The organism is Ferrovibrio sp. (genome assembly GCF_041906005.1).
GTDB lineage: Bacteria > Pseudomonadota > Alphaproteobacteria > Ferrovibrionales > Ferrovibrionaceae > Ferrovibrio.
The window spans coordinates 1,726,048-1,742,422 of sequence record NZ_JAYRJY010000001.1; the positions used below are offsets into that span (position 1 = coordinate 1,726,048).

General features: G+C 64.1%; 15 protein-coding genes. 3 read left to right on the forward strand and 12 right to left on the reverse strand.

The genetic code is table 11. From position 1 onward, the window contains the following. Nucleotides 1–9: 9 nt before the first annotated feature. Complete coding sequence (xth, locus tag ACE3OO_RS08295; protein ID WP_374301676.1) at nt 10–834, forward strand: exodeoxyribonuclease III; 825 nt, start codon at nt 10–12, stop codon at nt 832–834. Here xth and ACE3OO_RS08300 read toward each other — a convergent pair. Beyond that, on the reverse strand, nt 831–3,308 hold the full coding sequence (locus tag ACE3OO_RS08300; RefSeq protein WP_374301678.1) for a patatin-like phospholipase family protein: 2,478 nt from the start codon (nt 3,306–3,308) through the stop codon (nt 831–833). The two genes, xth and ACE3OO_RS08300, sit on opposite strands and share 4 nt — an antisense overlap. A gap of 156 nt (nt 3,309–3,464) precedes the next feature. Here ACE3OO_RS08300 and ACE3OO_RS08305 point away from each other — a divergent pair, with 156 nt between their 5' ends. After that, nucleotides 3,465–4,064: a PA14 domain-containing protein gene (locus tag ACE3OO_RS08305; RefSeq protein ID WP_374301680.1), complete on the forward strand. Its 600-nt coding sequence runs from the start codon at nt 3,465–3,467 to the stop codon at nt 4,062–4,064. 6 nt (nt 4,065–4,070) lie between these two features. Here the strand turns inward: ACE3OO_RS08305 and ACE3OO_RS08310 are convergent, their stop codons facing one another. From ACE3OO_RS08310 to msrB, 7 genes are all read right to left on the reverse strand, one after another. After that, nucleotides 4,071–4,808: a peptidase gene (locus ACE3OO_RS08310; protein WP_374301682.1), complete on the reverse strand. Its 738-nt coding sequence runs from the start codon at nt 4,806–4,808 to the stop codon at nt 4,071–4,073. A gap of 43 nt (nt 4,809–4,851) precedes the next feature. Beyond that, complete coding sequence (locus ACE3OO_RS08315) at nt 4,852–5,808, reverse strand: alpha-E domain-containing protein (protein ID WP_374301684.1); 957 nt, start codon at nt 5,806–5,808, stop codon at nt 4,852–4,854. Nucleotides 5,809–5,810: 2 nt separating this feature from the next. Then, nucleotides 5,811–7,262, reverse strand: coding sequence for a circularly permuted type 2 ATP-grasp protein (locus ACE3OO_RS08320; protein WP_374301686.1), 1,452 nt, complete (start codon nt 7,260–7,262; stop codon nt 5,811–5,813). 213 nt (nt 7,263–7,475) lie between these two features. After that, nucleotides 7,476–8,735: an ammonium transporter gene (locus ACE3OO_RS08325; RefSeq protein WP_374304673.1), complete on the reverse strand. Its 1,260-nt coding sequence runs from the start codon at nt 8,733–8,735 to the stop codon at nt 7,476–7,478. Between the two features lie 447 nt (nt 8,736–9,182). Further along, the gene (locus ACE3OO_RS08330; RefSeq protein WP_374301687.1) at nt 9,183–9,614 is read right to left on the reverse strand and encodes a hypothetical protein; all 432 of its coding nucleotides are present in this window, start codon (nt 9,612–9,614) and stop codon (nt 9,183–9,185) included. A gap of 11 nt (nt 9,615–9,625) precedes the next feature. Beyond that, a complete protein-coding gene (locus tag ACE3OO_RS08335) occupies nt 9,626–10,525 on the reverse strand; it encodes a hypothetical protein (protein WP_374301689.1) in 900 nt (299 codons plus the stop codon). 81 nt (nt 10,526–10,606) lie between these two features. Beyond that, a complete protein-coding gene (msrB, locus tag ACE3OO_RS08340) occupies nt 10,607–10,990 on the reverse strand; it encodes a peptide-methionine (R)-S-oxide reductase MsrB (RefSeq protein WP_374301691.1) in 384 nt (127 codons plus the stop codon). Between the two features lie 113 nt (nt 10,991–11,103). Here msrB and ACE3OO_RS08345 point away from each other — a divergent pair, with 113 nt between their 5' ends. Further along, nucleotides 11,104–11,604 (forward strand): AAA family ATPase, encoded by a 501-nt coding sequence (locus ACE3OO_RS08345; protein ID WP_374301693.1) that lies wholly within the window; start codon nt 11,104–11,106, stop codon nt 11,602–11,604. On the opposite strand, the gene ACE3OO_RS08350 is transcribed toward ACE3OO_RS08345, so the two are convergent. From ACE3OO_RS08350 to mnmG, 4 genes are all read right to left on the reverse strand, one after another. Then, a complete protein-coding gene (locus tag ACE3OO_RS08350; protein WP_374301695.1) occupies nt 11,591–12,523 on the reverse strand; it encodes a ParB/RepB/Spo0J family partition protein in 933 nt (310 codons plus the stop codon). The genes ACE3OO_RS08345 and ACE3OO_RS08350 overlap by 14 nt on opposite strands. 109 nt (nt 12,524–12,632) lie before the next feature. After that, nucleotides 12,633–13,415, reverse strand: coding sequence for a ParA family protein (locus ACE3OO_RS08355; protein WP_374304674.1), 783 nt, complete (start codon nt 13,413–13,415; stop codon nt 12,633–12,635). A gap of 44 nt (nt 13,416–13,459) precedes the next feature. Next, nucleotides 13,460–14,098, reverse strand: coding sequence for a 16S rRNA (guanine(527)-N(7))-methyltransferase RsmG (rsmG, locus tag ACE3OO_RS08360; RefSeq protein ID WP_374301697.1), 639 nt, complete (start codon nt 14,096–14,098; stop codon nt 13,460–13,462). A 232-nt stretch (nt 14,099–14,330) separates the two neighbouring features. After that, entirely contained in the window at nt 14,331–16,229 is a 1,899-nt protein-coding gene (gene mnmG / locus ACE3OO_RS08365; RefSeq protein WP_374301699.1) for a tRNA uridine-5-carboxymethylaminomethyl(34) synthesis enzyme MnmG, read from the reverse strand. Nucleotides 16,230–16,375: the final 146 nt, after the last annotated feature.

Consider the following 16,375-nt stretch of genomic DNA (forward strand, 5'->3'; position numbering starts at 1 on the left):
AAAATCGCCATGCCGAAAAAACCCGTCCTCGACAAACCCTTCACGCTGGCGACCTGGAACATCAACTCGGTGCGGGCGCGCCTGCCGCTGATGGACGCCTTCCTGCGCCAGCACGACCCCGACATCCTCTGCCTGCAGGAAACCAAGGTGAAGGACGAGGATTTTCCGCACGAGCTGTTCGAGCAGCGTGGCTATGCCCATCGCCTGATCCACGGCCAGCCGGGCTATAACGGCGTGGCGATTTTTGCCAAGGCGCCGGTGACGCTGAAGGAAAAGCTGAAACTGGCCGGCCGCGACGATCGCCGCCACATCGCCGCCGAACTGGCCGACGGCACCATCCTGCACAATTATTATGTGCCGGCTGGCGGCGACATTCCGGACGCAAAGAAGAATGACAAGTTCGCCCACAAGCTGGAAGTGCTGGATGGCATGACCAAATGGTCAGCGGCACTGAAGAAAAAGGGCGGCAAGGAAATTCTGGTCGGCGATCTGAATATCGCGCCGCTGGAAACCGACGTGTGGTCGCACAAGCAATTGCTGGACGTGGTGAGCCATACGCCCATCGAAACCGAGGGCCTGCTGAAGATGCAGGCCGCCCGTGGCTGGGTGGATGCCGTGCGCCATATCGTGCCGCCGAGTGAAAAGCTGTATTCCTGGTGGAGCTATCGCTCGCCGAACTGGGAACTGGCCGACAAGGGCCGCCGGCTGGACCATGTCTGGGTCAGCCCGCAATTGCAGCCGCGCCTGAAACATGCCCAGGTGATCAAGGCTATGCGCGGCATGGAAAAGGCATCCGATCACGCGCCCATTATCGTGACGCTGGGGCCGGCCTAGGCGAATTCGGACTTCATCATCTTTTCAGCGATGAAAAACCCGAGCCGGCGATAGCTTTCGAAGCCGCGTTCGCTGAAGAACTGATCGTCCGTCGGGCGATGCGGGAAGTCAGGATGGTCGAGCGCATAGGCCAACAGGTCGACCGGCGCATCGCTGACCAGGGCCGGCTTGAGATAGATCAGCCGGCCTTCGGTCTCCGGCCAGCCATCGGCCGCCGGATAATAGATCTTGGCCGAGACAAAACCGTCATGCAGCAGCTTGGCCCGTACACCGTCGCTGATCCCCGGATAGCCTTTGCCACGATAGGCGTCGGGTTCCTCCGGAGCGCGGTCAAGCTGCCGCCACAAGTCCTGGCTGGCGCTGGGCGGCATCGGATAGAAACGCGCGGTGACGCCGAAATCGATCTGTGCCAGCGCCAGCGCGCGGCCAAGATCGTCGAGCGAATAATCCGGATCGCAGGAGGCGTCCGATAAGACGATGGTGGAAACCCGCCGGCGAAACAGCTCATACAGGCCGGTATTGTCGAAATGCCCGCCGTCGCTGAGCTCGACGAAAGCTTCGCCCTCGCTGCCATAATCCGACAGCAGCGACATGGTGCCCGGCTCCAGGAAATTGGGCGGCGGCGTACCGGCACTATCCGCCGCGACCGGCATGCCGGGATTGGGCTGCCAGTAACCGAGCCGGATATTCAACAACGTCATCAGGAAGCTGATTGCCCAGCGCCGCATCAGGCCGTCATCGCCGGTTGCGGTGTTGGGATTCGCGGCCGCCGCCGAAATCGCCATCGCAGTGGCAAGGCTGAGTGAACTCTGACGGGTGCTTCTGCTCTGCCTTTCGGTCCGCAGCCAGCCGGTCGCCAGGCTGCCGGAATAGAGCGGGGAAAGGATGAAACTGTCGCCGCCGCGCTGGTAATAGCGCGGCTGCCGCGAGCGGTTCAGGATGATGTTCGTGTTGATGATGTGATAGGGCCCGCGGTAGGGCTGGGGCTGCGGTTTGCACATGTCCGACAGGTTGGCCACGTCGGCCTGCGCAAAATCCTTGCCATTGGCGGGCGGCATGAAGGCTTCCATGAGCCGGTCGCGGTAAAAGCGGTGCGGCGAGATATAGTTGGGATTGAAGCGCCGGCTGGCCCAAAAGATAAGCCATGCGGCGAGGATACAGCCGGCGCCGGCAATCAGCGCCTGCAGGATATCCTGCTGCGCGATCCAGCGCAGGAGCATCAGAGCGGCAGCGTAAAGCGCGAAAGCCGCCAGATAGCACAGGATCAGCGCGGCGGCGCGCACCAGCAGGATACGCAGGCGATCATCCAGCCTGGTGATCAGCGATAACAAGCCGCCGAGCCCGCCAGCGAAACCCAAGGAGCCAAGCAGACTCACTATGGAACCGATACCCTGTCCGCTCAGATATTCGTAAAGCAATGGAAACGTGGCGCCCAGAGAAACCGCCAGGATGCATGCCCATTCCTTATTCAGAGACATCAGAATCTTCAGGCGTCCCGCATAGGTCGATTCCGGGTTCGAGGGCCGGAGGGACCGCAGCAAAGGCCACAACAGAATCCCTGCGAAATACACTGCCGCGCCCACGAGCAGGGCATAGGCGCCAGAGACCAGCGATTGAGGCGTCAGATATGTCGCATTGATGTCTGCGCAGCCCAGCGTAACCAAAATCGAATGTACGAAGCTTGAAATAGCGCCAAATCCGGCCGTCACCGGCAGCATGACCGAGAATGCGATCAGGCTGTAAATCAGCAACGAACTGAGGGAAAGCCGTATGGTGTTGCCGATGGCTGTCAGCAGATTCAGATCCTGCGTGGGCGCAAGATAACTGGCGCGTTCGCGGATATGGCCGATCAGGGTGACCTCGGTCCAATCGTCCCGCAGATCTTCTGCCTGTCCGTGGTCATCGGGACGGGCGCGACCGGAGCGGCGCCTGATCTTCAGCTCGGGGAAATCATTCGCGCCATGGCCCATCTGGTCATGCAGGGCCCAGGTCAACGCCGATCCCGAATAGCCACCGCCGGACACGGTGGAGAGATAATCGAAACATTCCAGCTTGGCGTTCTGCGCCATGGCCTGCATGACGCCACAGGCAAACGCCGCCGAACGAATACCGCCGCCGGACAGGGCCAGCGCGGACAGCTCGGCCCGGCGCGCGGCTGTCATGTCGGATTTCAAATACGGATACGGTAAAGGCGGCGGTGCATTCTTTGCGCTGCTTTCACGCGGAGCCGCCATGCGCATCACATCATCGCGTGACGGGGCCGACCCTATTTCCGGAGCCGGCGCAAAGCCATCCTCCGGCAGCGGATTGAGGTCGAGCCTGCAAATGGCATGGCCAAGGCAAAGCCGTTCCAGTTCGGCGTCAAAAACCGTATTGAAGTCCGGCGTATAGCCTTGGCTCGACGTGCTGCCCCGGCGACCGAGCAGCCATTTCACGGCCTTGTTCAGAATCTTGCCGTCCGTCCCTGTCATCATGGCCGCCCCCGTAAGGCCAAGTTTTCCGGGACATGCTATCTTTGCTCAGGGAGGCCACAAAGCATACAATGTCAGTTGCTCGCCGGGCCTGTCCGAACAGGACAGGGGTGGTTAAGCTTTGTCATCGTCGGCAAGCATGAACGGGGGATAATAACGATGCTTCTGCGCAAACTGCTTTTTGTTCTCCTGCCGGCCCTGTTGCTGGCCGCCTGCGCGACCCAGCAGGACAGCGCGGCACCCGCCGGCCCGCCGCAGCCGGCCAGCCCGCAGCCCACCGCCACCCAGCTCAGCCCCGGCCTGGCACCGCTGTATTTCAACGTCACGCTGGAGAATGTCGACAACATGCCACGCGGCGCCGACCTGGCGAAAGGCCGGCGCGGTCCGGCGATCCTGCAGCTGGACAGCGAATCCGGTTCGGGCCGCATGTGGGACTCGCAAAGTGATAAGGGCTATGCCGTGCACATGACCGGGCTGATCCAGCTGGAGGCCGGGATCTATCGTTTCGCCGCCTTCTCCAACGACGGCGTGCGCGTCACCCTCGACAGGACCCGCGTGGTGAACGACCCCTATGTGCATGCCGGCCAGATGTCGCCCGTGACGGAAGTGCGCATCAGTGAACCGGCCTGGTATCCGATCACCGTGCAGTATTTCCAGAAAGGCGGCACGGCAGCGCTGAAACTCTACTGGCAGCCGCCGGGCGCCGGCGGGATGCTGGTGGTGCCGGCGGCGGCGCTGGCTCATATTCCAGCGAGATAATACGCCTTACAGGCTCCAGTCCGGATCGGGGATGGTGGCGAAGACCTTGCGCAGGCCCTCGCCCCACAGGCCGCGGATGCTGGAGAAATACGGATCCTGCTCGGTGATGCGCTTGCGCAGGGAAAAGCGCTGCGTATCCCTGGGCAGGATCGCCAGATCAAGCGGCAGGCCGACCGAGATATTCGAGCGCAGGGTGGAATCCATCGACACCAGCGCGCATTTCGCCGCCTGCACCAGCGGCGTATCGGGCTGGATCACGCGATCCAGGATGGGCTTGCCGTATTTGATCTCGCCGATCTGCAGGAACGGCGTGTCCTCGGTGGCACGGATGAAATTGCCCGCGTAGTAAAGCATGTACAGCTCATGCGGCCGGCCGGCGATCTGCCCGCCCAGCAGCATGGAGAGGTTGGGCTCGACGCCCTGCTGCTTCAACCCCTCGCCATCGCGGCGCGCCACCTCGCGGATCGCGGCACCGACTATGCCGGCCGCTTCGAACATGCTGGTGGCCTGCATCAGGTCATGCGCCTTGCCATCCTCGCCGGCGAAGCCTTCGCGCAGCAGGGCCACAACCGACTGGCTGAGCGACAGGTTGCCGGCCGTGGCCAGCGCGATGGCGCGTTCGCCCGGCTGTTCCCAGACATGCATCTTGCCGAAGGTGGCAATCGAATCCACGCCGGCATTGGTGCGGCTGTCGGACAGCATGACGATGCCGTCATTAAGCAGAAGGCCGACGCAATAGGTCATGGCACGCTTCCCGGTTTCCGGTCCCTGGTGTTTTCTTCCTATATCACGCCGGCTGCATGAAATCGCGGGCGATGGCCGCGCCCAGCTCGATATTGCTGTCGATCGTTTCGGTCAGATATTCGTGCAGGCCGGCATCGAAGATAGCCTCGATATTGCCGTAGCGCACCTTCATCAGCATGCCCTCGGCCTGCCGCACCGAGGGGTAGTCATGACGATAGAACTGCCGCAGCTGCTGGAGGATGGTGACGATCTCGGCGAAGCAGGCATGCAGCGAGCGCGGGAAATCCTCACGCAGGATCAGCAGCTCGGCCACGCGCGACGGCCGGATCGAGTCGCGGTAGATCTGGCGATAGATGCGCAGGGCGGAAACCGAGCGCAGCAGGGCGCCCCACTGGTAGTAATCCACCGCGCCGCCGATATCGCCCGGCGAGGGCAGCAGGATGTGATACTTCACATCCAGGATGCGGGCGGTGGAATCGGCGCGTTCCAACAAGGTGCCCAGCCGCATGAAGCGGTTGGCGTCGTCGCGCTGCATGGTGCCCTCGGCGACGCCACGAAACAGCTGGCTGCGTTCGCGCACCCAGTCGAAGAACGGCGAGAAGCCGTCGGCTTCCACGGTCTTGAGGCTCAATGTCTGCATCTCCAGCCAAGCGGCATTGATGCTTTCCCAGGCCTCACTGGTGATCTGCGCCCGCATGGCCCGCGCATTCTCGCGCGCGGCCTTAAGGCAGGCATGGATCGAAGACGGATTGTCGGGCGCGAAGGCGAGGAAATCGATCACCGCACGGCGTGTCACCGCGCCACCATGCAAGGCGAACGACTTGTCGCAACCGGCGATGATCAGAGCGGCTTCCCATTCGTCGCTGCGGCCGTTGCCGCGGGTATTGCCGGCTGTCTGCAGGCTCATACGCTGGGCCACATCGAGGATTCGCGCCATCGCCTCGGCGCGTTCGATATAGCGCGTCATCCAGTAGAGGTTGTCGGCGGCACGGGAGAGCATGCTCAATCCTCCCCGGCCGCGATGTCGGGCGCGTCTTCCAGCACCCAAGTATCCTTGGTGCCGCCGCCCTGGCTGGAATTCACCACCAGCGATCCTTCTCGCAACGCCACGCGGGTAAGCCCGCCGGGCACCACGCGCATCGTCTCGCCGGTCAGCACGAAGGGGCGCAGATCGACATGGCGCGGCGCGATGCCGCTGTCGACGAAAGTCGGGCAGGTGGAAAGCGCCAGCGTGGGCTGTGCGATATAGGCTTCGGGCTTGGCGACGATCTTGGCGCGGAAAGCCTCAAGCTCGGCCTTGCTGGCCTTCGGGCCGACCAGCATGCCGTAACCGCCCGAGCCGTGCACTTCCTTCACCACCAGTTCGGGCAGGTGATCGAGGGTGTATTTCAGATCGTCGGGCCGGCGCAGCACGTAAGTCGGCACATTGGCCAGCAGCGGTTCCTCACCCAGATAGAACCGGATCATGTCGGGCACATAGGGATAGATCGATTTGTCGTCAGCCACGCCGGTGCCGACAGCGTTGCACAGCGTGACATTGCCGGCCTTGTAGGCCTGGAAGATGCCGGGCACGCCGATCAGCGAGTCCTTGCGAAAGACCTTGGGGTCGAGGAAATCGTCGTCCAGCCGGCGGTAGATCACATCGACGCGTTTCAGGCCGCCGACCGTGCGCATGTAGACGATATCGTCCTTCACCGTCAGATCGCCGCCTTCGACCAGCTCGATGCCCATCTGCTCGGCCAGGAAGACATGTTCGAAATAGGCCGAGTTGAAGACACCTGGTGTGAGCAGAACAACGGTGGGCTCGCCCTGACAATGCGGCGGCGCGCTGTCGCGCAGGGTCTGCAAAAGGGCATCGGGGTAATGCCCCACCGGCGCGACACGTACGGCGGCAAAGAGATCGGGGAAGAGGCGCATCATCGCCTCGCGGTTCTCCAGCATGTAGGAGACGCCCGACGGCGTACGGCAGTTATCCTCCAGCACATAGAACTGGTCTTCCGCCGTGCGCACCACGTCGATCCCGGCGATATGGGTGTAGGTCTGGCGCGCGATGGCCACGTCGCGCATATGCGTCACATAGGCGGCGTTCTTCAGGATCAGGTCTTCTGGAATCGTGCCTGCCTTGAGGATGGCGCGGGCGTGGTAGATATCGTCCAGGAAGGCATTGAGCGCGCGCACGCGCTGCTTCAAGCCGCGGCGCAGCTTACGCCATTCTTTTGCGGCGATGATACGCGGCACGATGTCGAAAGGGATCAGGCGTTCTGTATCGCCGCCCTCGCCATAAACGGCGAAGGTGATGCCAAGGCGGCGGAACAGCAGGTCGGCTTCCTGGCGCCGGCGGGTCAGCAGGTCGGACGGCGCGGCATCGAGCCAGCGCTTATAGTCCTGGTAAGGAGCGCGCACGCCGGATTGGCTGCTGGCGGCGCCGGTGTCCATCTCGTCGAAAGCGGTCATGAAGCTGGGTCTCCGCGACGAGAAATTCAGTCAGTGTCTTCCGGGCTGATTAAATCGGAAAACCGGCGGAGAGAGAAGCAGCTTGCGTGGCGGGTACCGACGGACCGTTGCCGGCTGGCGGCAAGGCCACGCTGCCGCACCCCACCGCAAAGAGGAAAGAAGCAACCCGGGCCGGCGGGTGGGAATGCCGGCCCGGGTGTCTTCGCGTGCCTGTTACTGCACCGTCTCGCCGTGCAGGTTCAGGTCGAGACCATCGCGCTCGGTGGCCTCGTCGACGCGTAGACCGATCGTCCAGTCGATGATCTTCAGGATGATCAGGGTCACGATCGCGGTGAACACGATGGTGATGACCACGCCGTAGACCTGGGTCAGCACCTGGCCGGCATTGCCGTCCAGTAGACCGAGCGGCTCGTCCTTGCCGGCGATCGCCGCCTTGGCGAAGACACCGGTGAGGATGGCGCCGACGATGCCGCCCACGCCATGCACGCCGAAGGCATCCAGGCTGTCGTCATAGCCCAGAGCGTTCTTGACCGTGGTGGCGGCGACGAAGCAGATGATGCCCGCCACAATGCCCATGATCAGCGCGCCCATCGGATCGACGAAGCCGGCGGCCGGGGTGATCGCGACCAGGCCGGCCACGGCGCCCGAGACGATGCCCAGCACGCTGGGCTTGCCGCGGGCCAGCCATTCCGAGAACATCCAGGCCAGCGCGGCAGCCGCCGTGGCGATCTGGGTGACAGCCATCGCCATGCCGGCATTGGCGCTGGCGCCAACAGCCGAACCGGCGTTGAAGCCGAACCAGCCGACCCACAGCAGGCCCGCACCGATGATTGACAGCGTCAGGTTATGCGGCGCATGGCTGACCTTGCCATAGCCCTGGCGCTTGCCGAGCACGAGGCAGGCCACCAGGCCGGCAACACCGGCGTTGATATGCACCACGGTGCCGCCAGCGAAATCCAGCACGCCCATGCTGCCCATCAGGCCACCGCCCCACACCATGTGGCAGACCGGCGCATAGACGAAGATCAGCCACAGACCGATGAACCACAGCATGGCCGAGAACTTCATGCGGTCGGCGAAGGCGCCGGTGATCAGCGCCGGGGTGATGATGGCGAAGGTCATCTGGAAGGTCATGAAGACCGATTCCGGAATGGTCTTGGCCAGATCGTTCACGCTGTCGATGGCGAGGCCGGAGAGGAACAGGTTGCCGAAGCCGCCGATGATGGCATTGCCTTCCGAGAAGGCGAGGCTGTAGCCGACGATCATCCACAGCACGGTGACCAAGCAGGTGATGGCGAAGCTCTGCATCATGATGGCCAGCACATTCTGCTTGCGCACCATGCCGCCATAGAAGAGGGCGAGGCCCGGGATGGTCATCATCAGGACCAGCGCGGTCGAGGTGAGCATCCAGGCGGTGTCGCCGGTATCAAGCTTGGGGGCTTCGTCGGCGGCGAAGCCGAGCGAAGGAATCATGGCAATAAGGGCAGCCAGCACCAGGCCGAAACCGACATAGCTGAGCCAGCCGGGCTGCCGCTGATCGGCCGAGACGGCCGCCGAGACGGTGGGGAGTTGCATGACGATAAAATCCTCCTGTCAGTGAAGGTCACGCCAATTCATCAAACCGGCCGCCGGACCAACCCGGCTCCGCCGGCAGAACCGCGCCGGTTCCCCCCTAACGAGACCCCGGCCGGCCCACCCTTGGCGCATACCTCGGACAGGAGAGTTACAAGAAGCATGCCAGCCTGTTGCGGTGCGGCAGAACCCGGCCAAAGCCCGATTCCGCCGGGGAAGGGGGCCGATTCCGCAGGCAGAGCGCTGGAGCTATGGTCAAAAACTGTGCTGTTGGGGGTGTTTTGGTGCTTTTTTAAGCACAGGTGGGCGTATGGCGTGGAATCCGGCGGCGGCCATCAGGTCAGGCCATTATTGCGGCTGGGGCCCGGTGGGCAGGGGCACGAGGACACGGTCGAGCACCCGACCGGCCTGGTCCGGGCCGCCTTTCAGCTTTGCTTCAATCGCGATGCCGCCTGGGCTGTCGATCCTGAAATAGCGGACATAACCCGCCGGCAGATCGGTACGGCCTGCTGGCGGAAATTCGGCGATGAAACGGCGCGCGGCCGCCTCGGTTTCAAAGACGGCGTAATAGGTTTTCTCCCGGTCATAGGTGACGGGCAGCGGATCGTCGGCCAGCGATACGCCGGTCTGGCGCGGACTGTAGTCCCGGGTGAATTTGACGACATAGCCATAGCCCGGCACCTGCTGGACCAGGCCGTCATCCGCCACCTTGTAGCAGGACGCGCCGCCCAGCTGGATCACGATGACCATCACGGCGAGAAGGCGAAGCAGGATGCGCATCTTTGCTCTCCCTAGAAGCGCCAGACCAAACCGGCGCCGAAACGCGCGGCGTTGCCGCGCGCATTCTCGATATCGCGGTCAGCGCGCAGGCTGAGATCGATTTGCGGCGCGGCCCGATATGTGGCCGACATGCCAAGCGTGCCCCAGTCGTCGTCCAATGCCAGCGAGGTGGCTTGCGTGCGCTGGGATAGCACTTCCGTCCAGCCAAGGCTGGCGCCGATTTTCACGCTGTCGGCCAGCCAGTAGCCTATGGAAAAATCGGCCAGCTGCGAATTCACCTGGCCGCTGTCACTGCTGTTGCCGTTGTTGATCTGCGGGCGCGTGTAATCGGTTTCGCTGCGCAGCCGCGCATAGGCCAACAGCAGCGCGACATCGACAGGGCCGAGCGGGCCGGCCAGCATCAGGAATGGTGCGACGCGGTTGCTGGTGCCATCGCGATCGGTGTGGCTGTCGGCCAGGCCGGTCTTGCTGACGAAGGTTTCGCGGCCATCCTCGCGGCGATGCTGCAGTGACAGGCCGGCGGACAGAAACGGCAGGATGAACATGCCGCCGCTGACACCGAGGATGTTGCTGCCGGAATCGCTGTGCAGCACCTCGTTGGTGAAATCGCGTTTGCCGTCGCGCATGGCGTGACCGATTTCGACACGGCCGAAGCCGCGTTCGCCGATACCGGCTTCCAGCCCGGCCACGACCTGATGGTTGCGGCTGAAACCCAGCCGCGTGCCGGCATCGTCGTTCAGCCGGGCCTGCGCGCCGCCGTAGCTGAACGTCGCCTGCCAGTCATGAAAAAATGGCCGGGCGGCGGGCGCAATGCGATAGCGCGGTTCATCGACAGCTTGCTGCCCCTGAGCCGTTGCCGGCAGGGCGAGCAGCACCAGCACCAGGCCGGTCGTGCGGCGAATCGGCAGCATGCGGAGGGCAGGCTAGCACCGCCCCAGGACCCGGCCAATCCTGAAAGTTGTAGTGGCTGCCCTTGCAACAGCCGGTAGGCGCTATTTTGTGTCCGGCTCGAACTGCAGCGCCGCGCCGTTGATGCAGTAGCGCAGGCCGGTGGGCTGCGGCCCGTCCTCGAAGACATGGCCCAGATGGCCCTGGCATTTCGCGCAATGCACCTCGATGCGGCGCATGCCGTGGCTGGTGTCGATCTGGGCAGCCACATTCTCGGCCACCGCCGGGGCCCAGAAACTGGGCCAGCCGCTGCCGCTTTCATACTTGGTGGCCGAGCCGAACAGTTCGGTGCCGCAGCCGGCGCAATAATACCTGCCAGCGCGCTTCTCATGATTCAGCGGGCTGGAGCCCGGCCGCTCGGTGCCATGACCGCGCAACACGCGCTCGGCTTCGGGGGAGAGGGGTTTGATGCTTTTGCTGTCGGGCATGACGAAGAGCCTCCGGGAACAAACAATAGCGCGCCCGGTTCGGGCATCAACACCATCGTCAGGATGTCACGCCTTCACATCTATAATGCCGGCATGACAAACGAGATACAGACATGCTGATCATTCTCGGCGGGCTGCCGGGCAGCGGCAAAACCAGTCTGGCCCGCGCGCTGGCGCGGCGAATACAGGCCGTGCATCTGCGCGTCGACAGCATCGAGCAGGGGATGATCGCGGCCGGCATGCCGGGCGACAGCATCGGCGCGGCGGGTTACGCGGCAGCGCAGCGGCTGGCCACCGAGAACCTGCGGCTGGGCCATATCGTGGTGGCGGACTCGGTCAACCCGGTGCAGGCCAGCCGTATAGGCTGGCGCCGCGCGGCAACAGAAGCCGGCGTGCCGGCCATCGAGATCGAGGTGATCTGTTCGGATACCGCAGAGCAGCGCCGCCGCGTGGAGATGCGGCAGGCCGATATTCCCGGGCACCGCCTGCCGTCATGGCAGGACGTACTGGCGCGGCCTTATGAACCCTGGGCCGCCGACCTGATGATCGACACGGCACGGCAATTGCCAGAAGCCGCCGCCGACACCATCGTTGAACGGCTCAGCGCCGGCTGAGCTTCTTCGCCAGTTCGTCGAGCTGTTCCAGCTTCTGGTAATGCAGGATCAGGCGGCCGGCTTCCGGGTTGTCCGGCTCCCCTTCCACTTCCACCCTGAGGCCAAGCGCGGCGGCCAGGCCACGCTCGAAGGCCAGCGTGTCGGCGTCCTTTTTCAGGGCCGGTTCGTCGGCCGGCTTCTTTGTGGCGGACGATGGCGGGCGGCCGGGCTTCTTGCCGCTCGGGCCGGCAGCTACTGCCTTGCCCACGGCGACCAGTTTTTCCACCTCGCGCACGGAGAGGCTGCCCTCGATGATGCGCTGGGCGAGCTGCTCGGCCAGCGGATGACCGATCAGCGGCCGGGCCTGGCCGGCCGACAGCTTGCCCTCGGTGATCATCTCCACGACGGGCCGAGGCAACTGCAGCAGGCGCATGATGTTGGCGACATGGCTGCGGCTCTTGCCAATCACCTGGGCGATCTGTTCGGCCGAGTAGCCGAATTCGTCGGTGAGTTTCAGGAACGCGCCGGCCTCTTCGACGGCGTTCAGATCCTCGCGCTGCAGGTTTTCGATCAGGCCGATTTCCAGCGCGTCGCGGTCGGAAATCTCCTTCACCACTGCCGGCAGGGTATGCAGCTTGGCGATCTGGGCGGCGCGCCAGCGGCGTTCGCCGGCGATGATCTCGTAATTGCCCGGCGTGGCCGACTTGCGCACCAGCAGGGGCTGCAGCACGCCCTTTTCCTTGATCGACTGGGCCAGCTCTTCGAGCTGCTCGCGTACAAAGGTCTTGCGCGGCTGGTAGGGATTGGGCTTGAGCTGCTCGATGGGAATCTCGCGCAGGCCACGCGGCGCGGCCGCGGCCTCGCCATCCTTACCCGGCGTCTCGCCCATCAGGGCGGCAAGGCCACGGCCCAGACCGCGGCGTTTCGGATCGTCGATCATCTCTACTCAATACCTTCCTGACCGGTCATCCCGGCCAAGCGCAGCGCGAACCGGGGCCCCATTTGAAAATGGGTGCCGGGTCAAAGCCCGGCATGACGAAAACAAAAAACTACGCCGCCGACCGCAGGGCCTGCTCGCGTTTGATCACCTCGCGGGCCAGCGCCATGTAGGCGGTGCTGCCCGGCGCGCGGTGATCGTAGATCAATGCCGGCACGCCATGGCTGGGCGCCTCCGAGATGCGCACGTTACGCGGGATCACCGTCTCGTAGACCTTGTCGCCCAAGAAGCCGCGCACATCGGCCGCGACCTGGTCGGAGAGGTTGTTGCGCTTGTCGAACATGGTGAGCACCACGCCCTGCACATCGAGTTCGGGATTGAGCGTGGTGCGCACGCGCTCGACCGTGCGCAGCAATTGCGACAGGCCTTCCAGCGCAAAGAACTCGCATTGCAGCGGCACCAGCACGGCATCGGCCGCCACCATGGCATTCACGGTGAGCAGCGTCAGCGAGGGCGGGCAGTCGATCAGCACATGATCGAAACCGCCCACGCGGCCATCGATGGCATCCTTCAGGCGATGCTGGCGACGATCGAGATCCATCATCTCCAGCTCGGCGCCGGCCAGCTCCACATTGGCCGGCACGATCATCAGGTTGGGCACCTTCGTCGGCCGGATCACTTCGTCCAGCTCGGCCGCGCCCATCAGCAATTCATAGGTGCCGGGTTCACGCTCGTCATGCGTCAGGCCAAGGCCGGTCGAGGCGTTGCCCTGCGGATCGCTGTCGATCAGCAGCACGCGTTCGCCCACCGCGGCCAAGGCCGTGGCCAGATTGATGGCCGTGGTGGTCTTGCCCACGCCGCCCTTCTGGTTGGCCACCGCCAGCACGCGGCCCATGCGCAGGTTAGGATTGCCGGCCGTCTGTTCCTGTTCTGTACTGGTCACGCGGCTTCGAGCCCCCTCATCCGCACAATGCGCGCCTGCGCCTCGGTCTGGCTCGGCAGCAGGTCGAGCGCGTGAATTGTCCAATATCGCCGGGCCTCGGTCAATTCATCCCCGGCCTGCCGGCCCTTGGGAAAGAGATAAACCGTGTCGGGCCCGGCCAGGCGATGGGCCAGCGGGATCAGCTCCTTCAGCGATGCAAGCGCGCGGGCCGAGATCACCTGCGGCGCGCCGCCCATGGCCTGATGGAGCGCGGCGGGCTCCACCGCCTCGATGCGTTTCATGTGAACCGTGACATGGGCGCCCAGGCCCATGGTCCGCGCGGCTTCGCGCAGGAAGGTGGCCTTGCGCTGGTCGCTTTCCACCAGATGTACGGTTTCAACGCCTAAAGCGGCAATCACCAGACCAGGGAAGCCGCCGCCCGAGCCGAGATCGAGCCAGCGCCTGATGCCTTCCGGCGCCAGGGGCAGAAGCTGGGCGGAATCCAGAAAATGCCGCTCCCAGAGCTGCGGCAGGGTGTTGGGCGCCACCAGATTGATGGCCTTCTGCCATTTGGCGACCTGAGCGGCATAGATGGTCAGGCGTTCAAGGGCCTGATCGCTGCAGCCAGTGGCTTTCTGGAACTCCTGCGGGGTCATGGCCGGGTTATGGCGCATGGCGTGGGTATTGTCATTCCTCCTCTGCCGTCATGGCCGGGCTTGGCCCGGCCATCCACGTCTTTTTTAAAAGGAACCCGTGGATGCCCGGCACGTGAAGCATGCCGCTGGGCTGGCCTTCGGCCAGACCCGGTGGGCCGGGCATGACGATCTAGTTGGATCGGTGTTTCCCGTGAAAAAGCCGGGCGGCTGATCAGAAAATATCGGAAAACCGCTACTCTGCAGCTTCAATGCCCTGTCGGCGGGCCTTTTTGACGTGGCCCAGCAACGCCGAGAGCGCCGCCGGGGTGACGCCCGAGATACGCGCGGCTTGACCCAGCGTGGCCGGGCGATGCTGCTTCAGCTTGGCCCGCACCTCGTTGGAGAGGCCGCCGATGGCGTCGTAATCCAGCCCCTCGGGCAGCACCAGGCCCTCGTCCTTGCGGAAGGCGAGGATATCGGCCTCCTGCCGCTCCATATAGCCGGCATACCGCCCGTCGATCTCCAACTGCTCGACCACGTCGGGGCGCAGGCCGTGCAGTTCGGGCCAGATATCGGCCAGTCGGGCCACGGTCATGTCGGGATAGCCCAGCAGGGTGGCGGCCGAACGGATCTGGCCGTCCTGGTTCACGTTCAGGCCGCGTTTGACCAGTTCCGGGGGGGTCAGTTTCAGATCCCGGACCAGCGCCCGAGCCTCGGCGAGAGCTTTTTCCTTAGTTTTCCAGGCTGTTTCACGGGAAACATCGATACAGCCGACCTCCAACCCCAGCGGGGTGAGGCGCTGGTCGGCATTGTCGGCACGCAGCGACAGGCGGTATTCCGCCCGGCTGGTGAACATGCGGTAGGGTTCGCGGGTGCCCAGACTGACCAGATCGTCGACGAGCACGCCGATATAGGCATCGGCGCGGTCTAGGATGAAGCTTCTGCCCTCCCCACCCCCGTTTCCACCCAGATTTCCGGCTGAAAGCGCGGCATTCAGGCCAGCGATCAGGCCCTGCGCGGCGGCTTCCTCATAGCCGGTGGTGCCGTTGATCTGGCCGGCCAGATACAGCCCGGGCTGCCGCTTAGTCTCCAACGTCGGCTTCAATTCACGTGGATCAACGAAATCATACTCGATGGCATAGCCCGGCCGCAGCATGACGGCGTTTTCCAGGCCCGGAATGGTCTTCAGCAGTCCGGCCTGGACGTCGCGCGGCAGCGAGGTGGAGATTCCGTTGGGATAGACGGTGTCGTCGTCCAGCCCTTCCGGCTCCAGGAAAATCTGGTGCCGCTCGCGCTCGGCAAAGCGCACCACCTTGTCCTCGATGGACGGGCAATAGCGCGGGCCGGTGCTTTCGATCTGGCCGGAATACATCGGCGCGCGATGCAGGTTCTCGCGGATCAGCGCATGGCCTGCGGGCGACGTATAGGTCACACCGCATTCGATCTGCGGCGTGGTGATGCGCTCGGTCAGGAAGCTGAACGGCACCGGCGGATCGTCGGCGCCCTGCATCTCCAAAGCACCCCAGTCGATGCTTTTGCCGTCCAGCCGCGGCGGCGTGCCGGTTTTCAGCCGACCCAGCGAAAAGCCGCATTTTTCAAGGGTTTTCGAGAGGCCGAGTGACGGCGCCTCGCCCACGCGGCCGGCCGGAATCTTCTCTTCGCCGATATGGATAAGGCCACGCAGGAAGGTGCCAGTGGTGAGGATCACCTTGGGCGCGGCGAAGAAACCGCCGTCGCTCGCCAGCACCCCCTTCACCTCGCCATGCTCGATGCGGATGTCTTCCGCCGAGGCCGCATGAATGGTGAGATTGGCCTGTTCCATCAGCACGGCCTGCATGGCCTGGCGATACAGCTTGCGATCCGCCTGGCTGCGCGGGCCGCGCACCGCGGGGCCCTTGGATTTATTGAGCATGCGGAACTGGATGCCGGCGGCATCGATCACCCGCCCCATCACGCCGTCCAGCGCATCGATCTCGCGTACCAGATGACCCTTGGCGAGGCCACCGATGGCCGGGTTGCACGACATCTCGCCGATCGTCTCGACCTTGTGGGTCAGCAGCAGGGTGCGTGCACCCAGCCGTGCCGCGGCCGCAGCCGCCTCACAGCCGGCATGGCCGCCGCCGATCACGATGACATCGAAAGAACCGCTCATGGCGCGGGGGTATAGGTCAGGTGGCCGAGACCGTCAAAAGGAATCGCGGTGAGTAAGCCGGCCACGGGAAAAAAGGGTGTTTCACGTGAAACACCCCACAGGGAATATTGGAGGGAAATCGGCTGTTTCACGTGAAACACCCGGCT

Coding starts and splice junctions, on each gene's coding strand:
- xth (WP_374301676.1), top strand. CDS start 10: ATGCCGAAAAAACCCGTCCTCGACAAACCCTTCACGCTGGCGACCTGG.
- ACE3OO_RS08300 (WP_374301678.1), bottom strand. CDS start 3,308: ATGATGACAGGGACGGACGGCAAGATTCTGAACAAGGCCGTGAAATGG.
- ACE3OO_RS08305 (WP_374301680.1), top strand. CDS start 3,465: ATGCTTCTGCGCAAACTGCTTTTTGTTCTCCTGCCGGCCCTGTTGCTG.
- ACE3OO_RS08310 (WP_374301682.1), bottom strand. CDS start 4,808: ATGACCTATTGCGTCGGCCTTCTGCTTAATGACGGCATCGTCATGCTG.
- ACE3OO_RS08315 (WP_374301684.1), bottom strand. CDS start 5,808: ATGCTCTCCCGTGCCGCCGACAACCTCTACTGGATGACGCGCTATATC.
- ACE3OO_RS08320 (WP_374301686.1), bottom strand. CDS start 7,262: ATGACCGCTTTCGACGAGATGGACACCGGCGCCGCCAGCAGCCAATCC.
- ACE3OO_RS08325 (WP_374304673.1), bottom strand. CDS start 8,735: ATGATTCCTTCGCTCGGCTTCGCCGCCGACGAAGCCCCCAAGCTTGAT.
- ACE3OO_RS08330 (WP_374301687.1), bottom strand. CDS start 9,614: ATGCGCATCCTGCTTCGCCTTCTCGCCGTGATGGTCATCGTGATCCAG.
- ACE3OO_RS08335 (WP_374301689.1), bottom strand. CDS start 10,525: ATGCTGCCGATTCGCCGCACGACCGGCCTGGTGCTGGTGCTGCTCGCC.
- msrB (WP_374301691.1), bottom strand. CDS start 10,990: ATGCCCGACAGCAAAAGCATCAAACCCCTCTCCCCCGAAGCCGAGCGC.
- ACE3OO_RS08345 (WP_374301693.1), top strand. CDS start 11,104: ATGCTGATCATTCTCGGCGGGCTGCCGGGCAGCGGCAAAACCAGTCTG.
- ACE3OO_RS08350 (WP_374301695.1), bottom strand. CDS start 12,523: ATGATCGACGATCCGAAACGCCGCGGTCTGGGCCGTGGCCTTGCCGCC.
- ACE3OO_RS08355 (WP_374304674.1), bottom strand. CDS start 13,415: ATGGGCCGCGTGCTGGCGGTGGCCAACCAGAAGGGCGGCGTGGGCAAG.
- rsmG (WP_374301697.1), bottom strand. CDS start 14,098: ATGACCCCGCAGGAGTTCCAGAAAGCCACTGGCTGCAGCGATCAGGCC.
- mnmG (WP_374301699.1), bottom strand. CDS start 16,229: ATGAGCGGTTCTTTCGATGTCATCGTGATCGGCGGCGGCCATGCCGGC.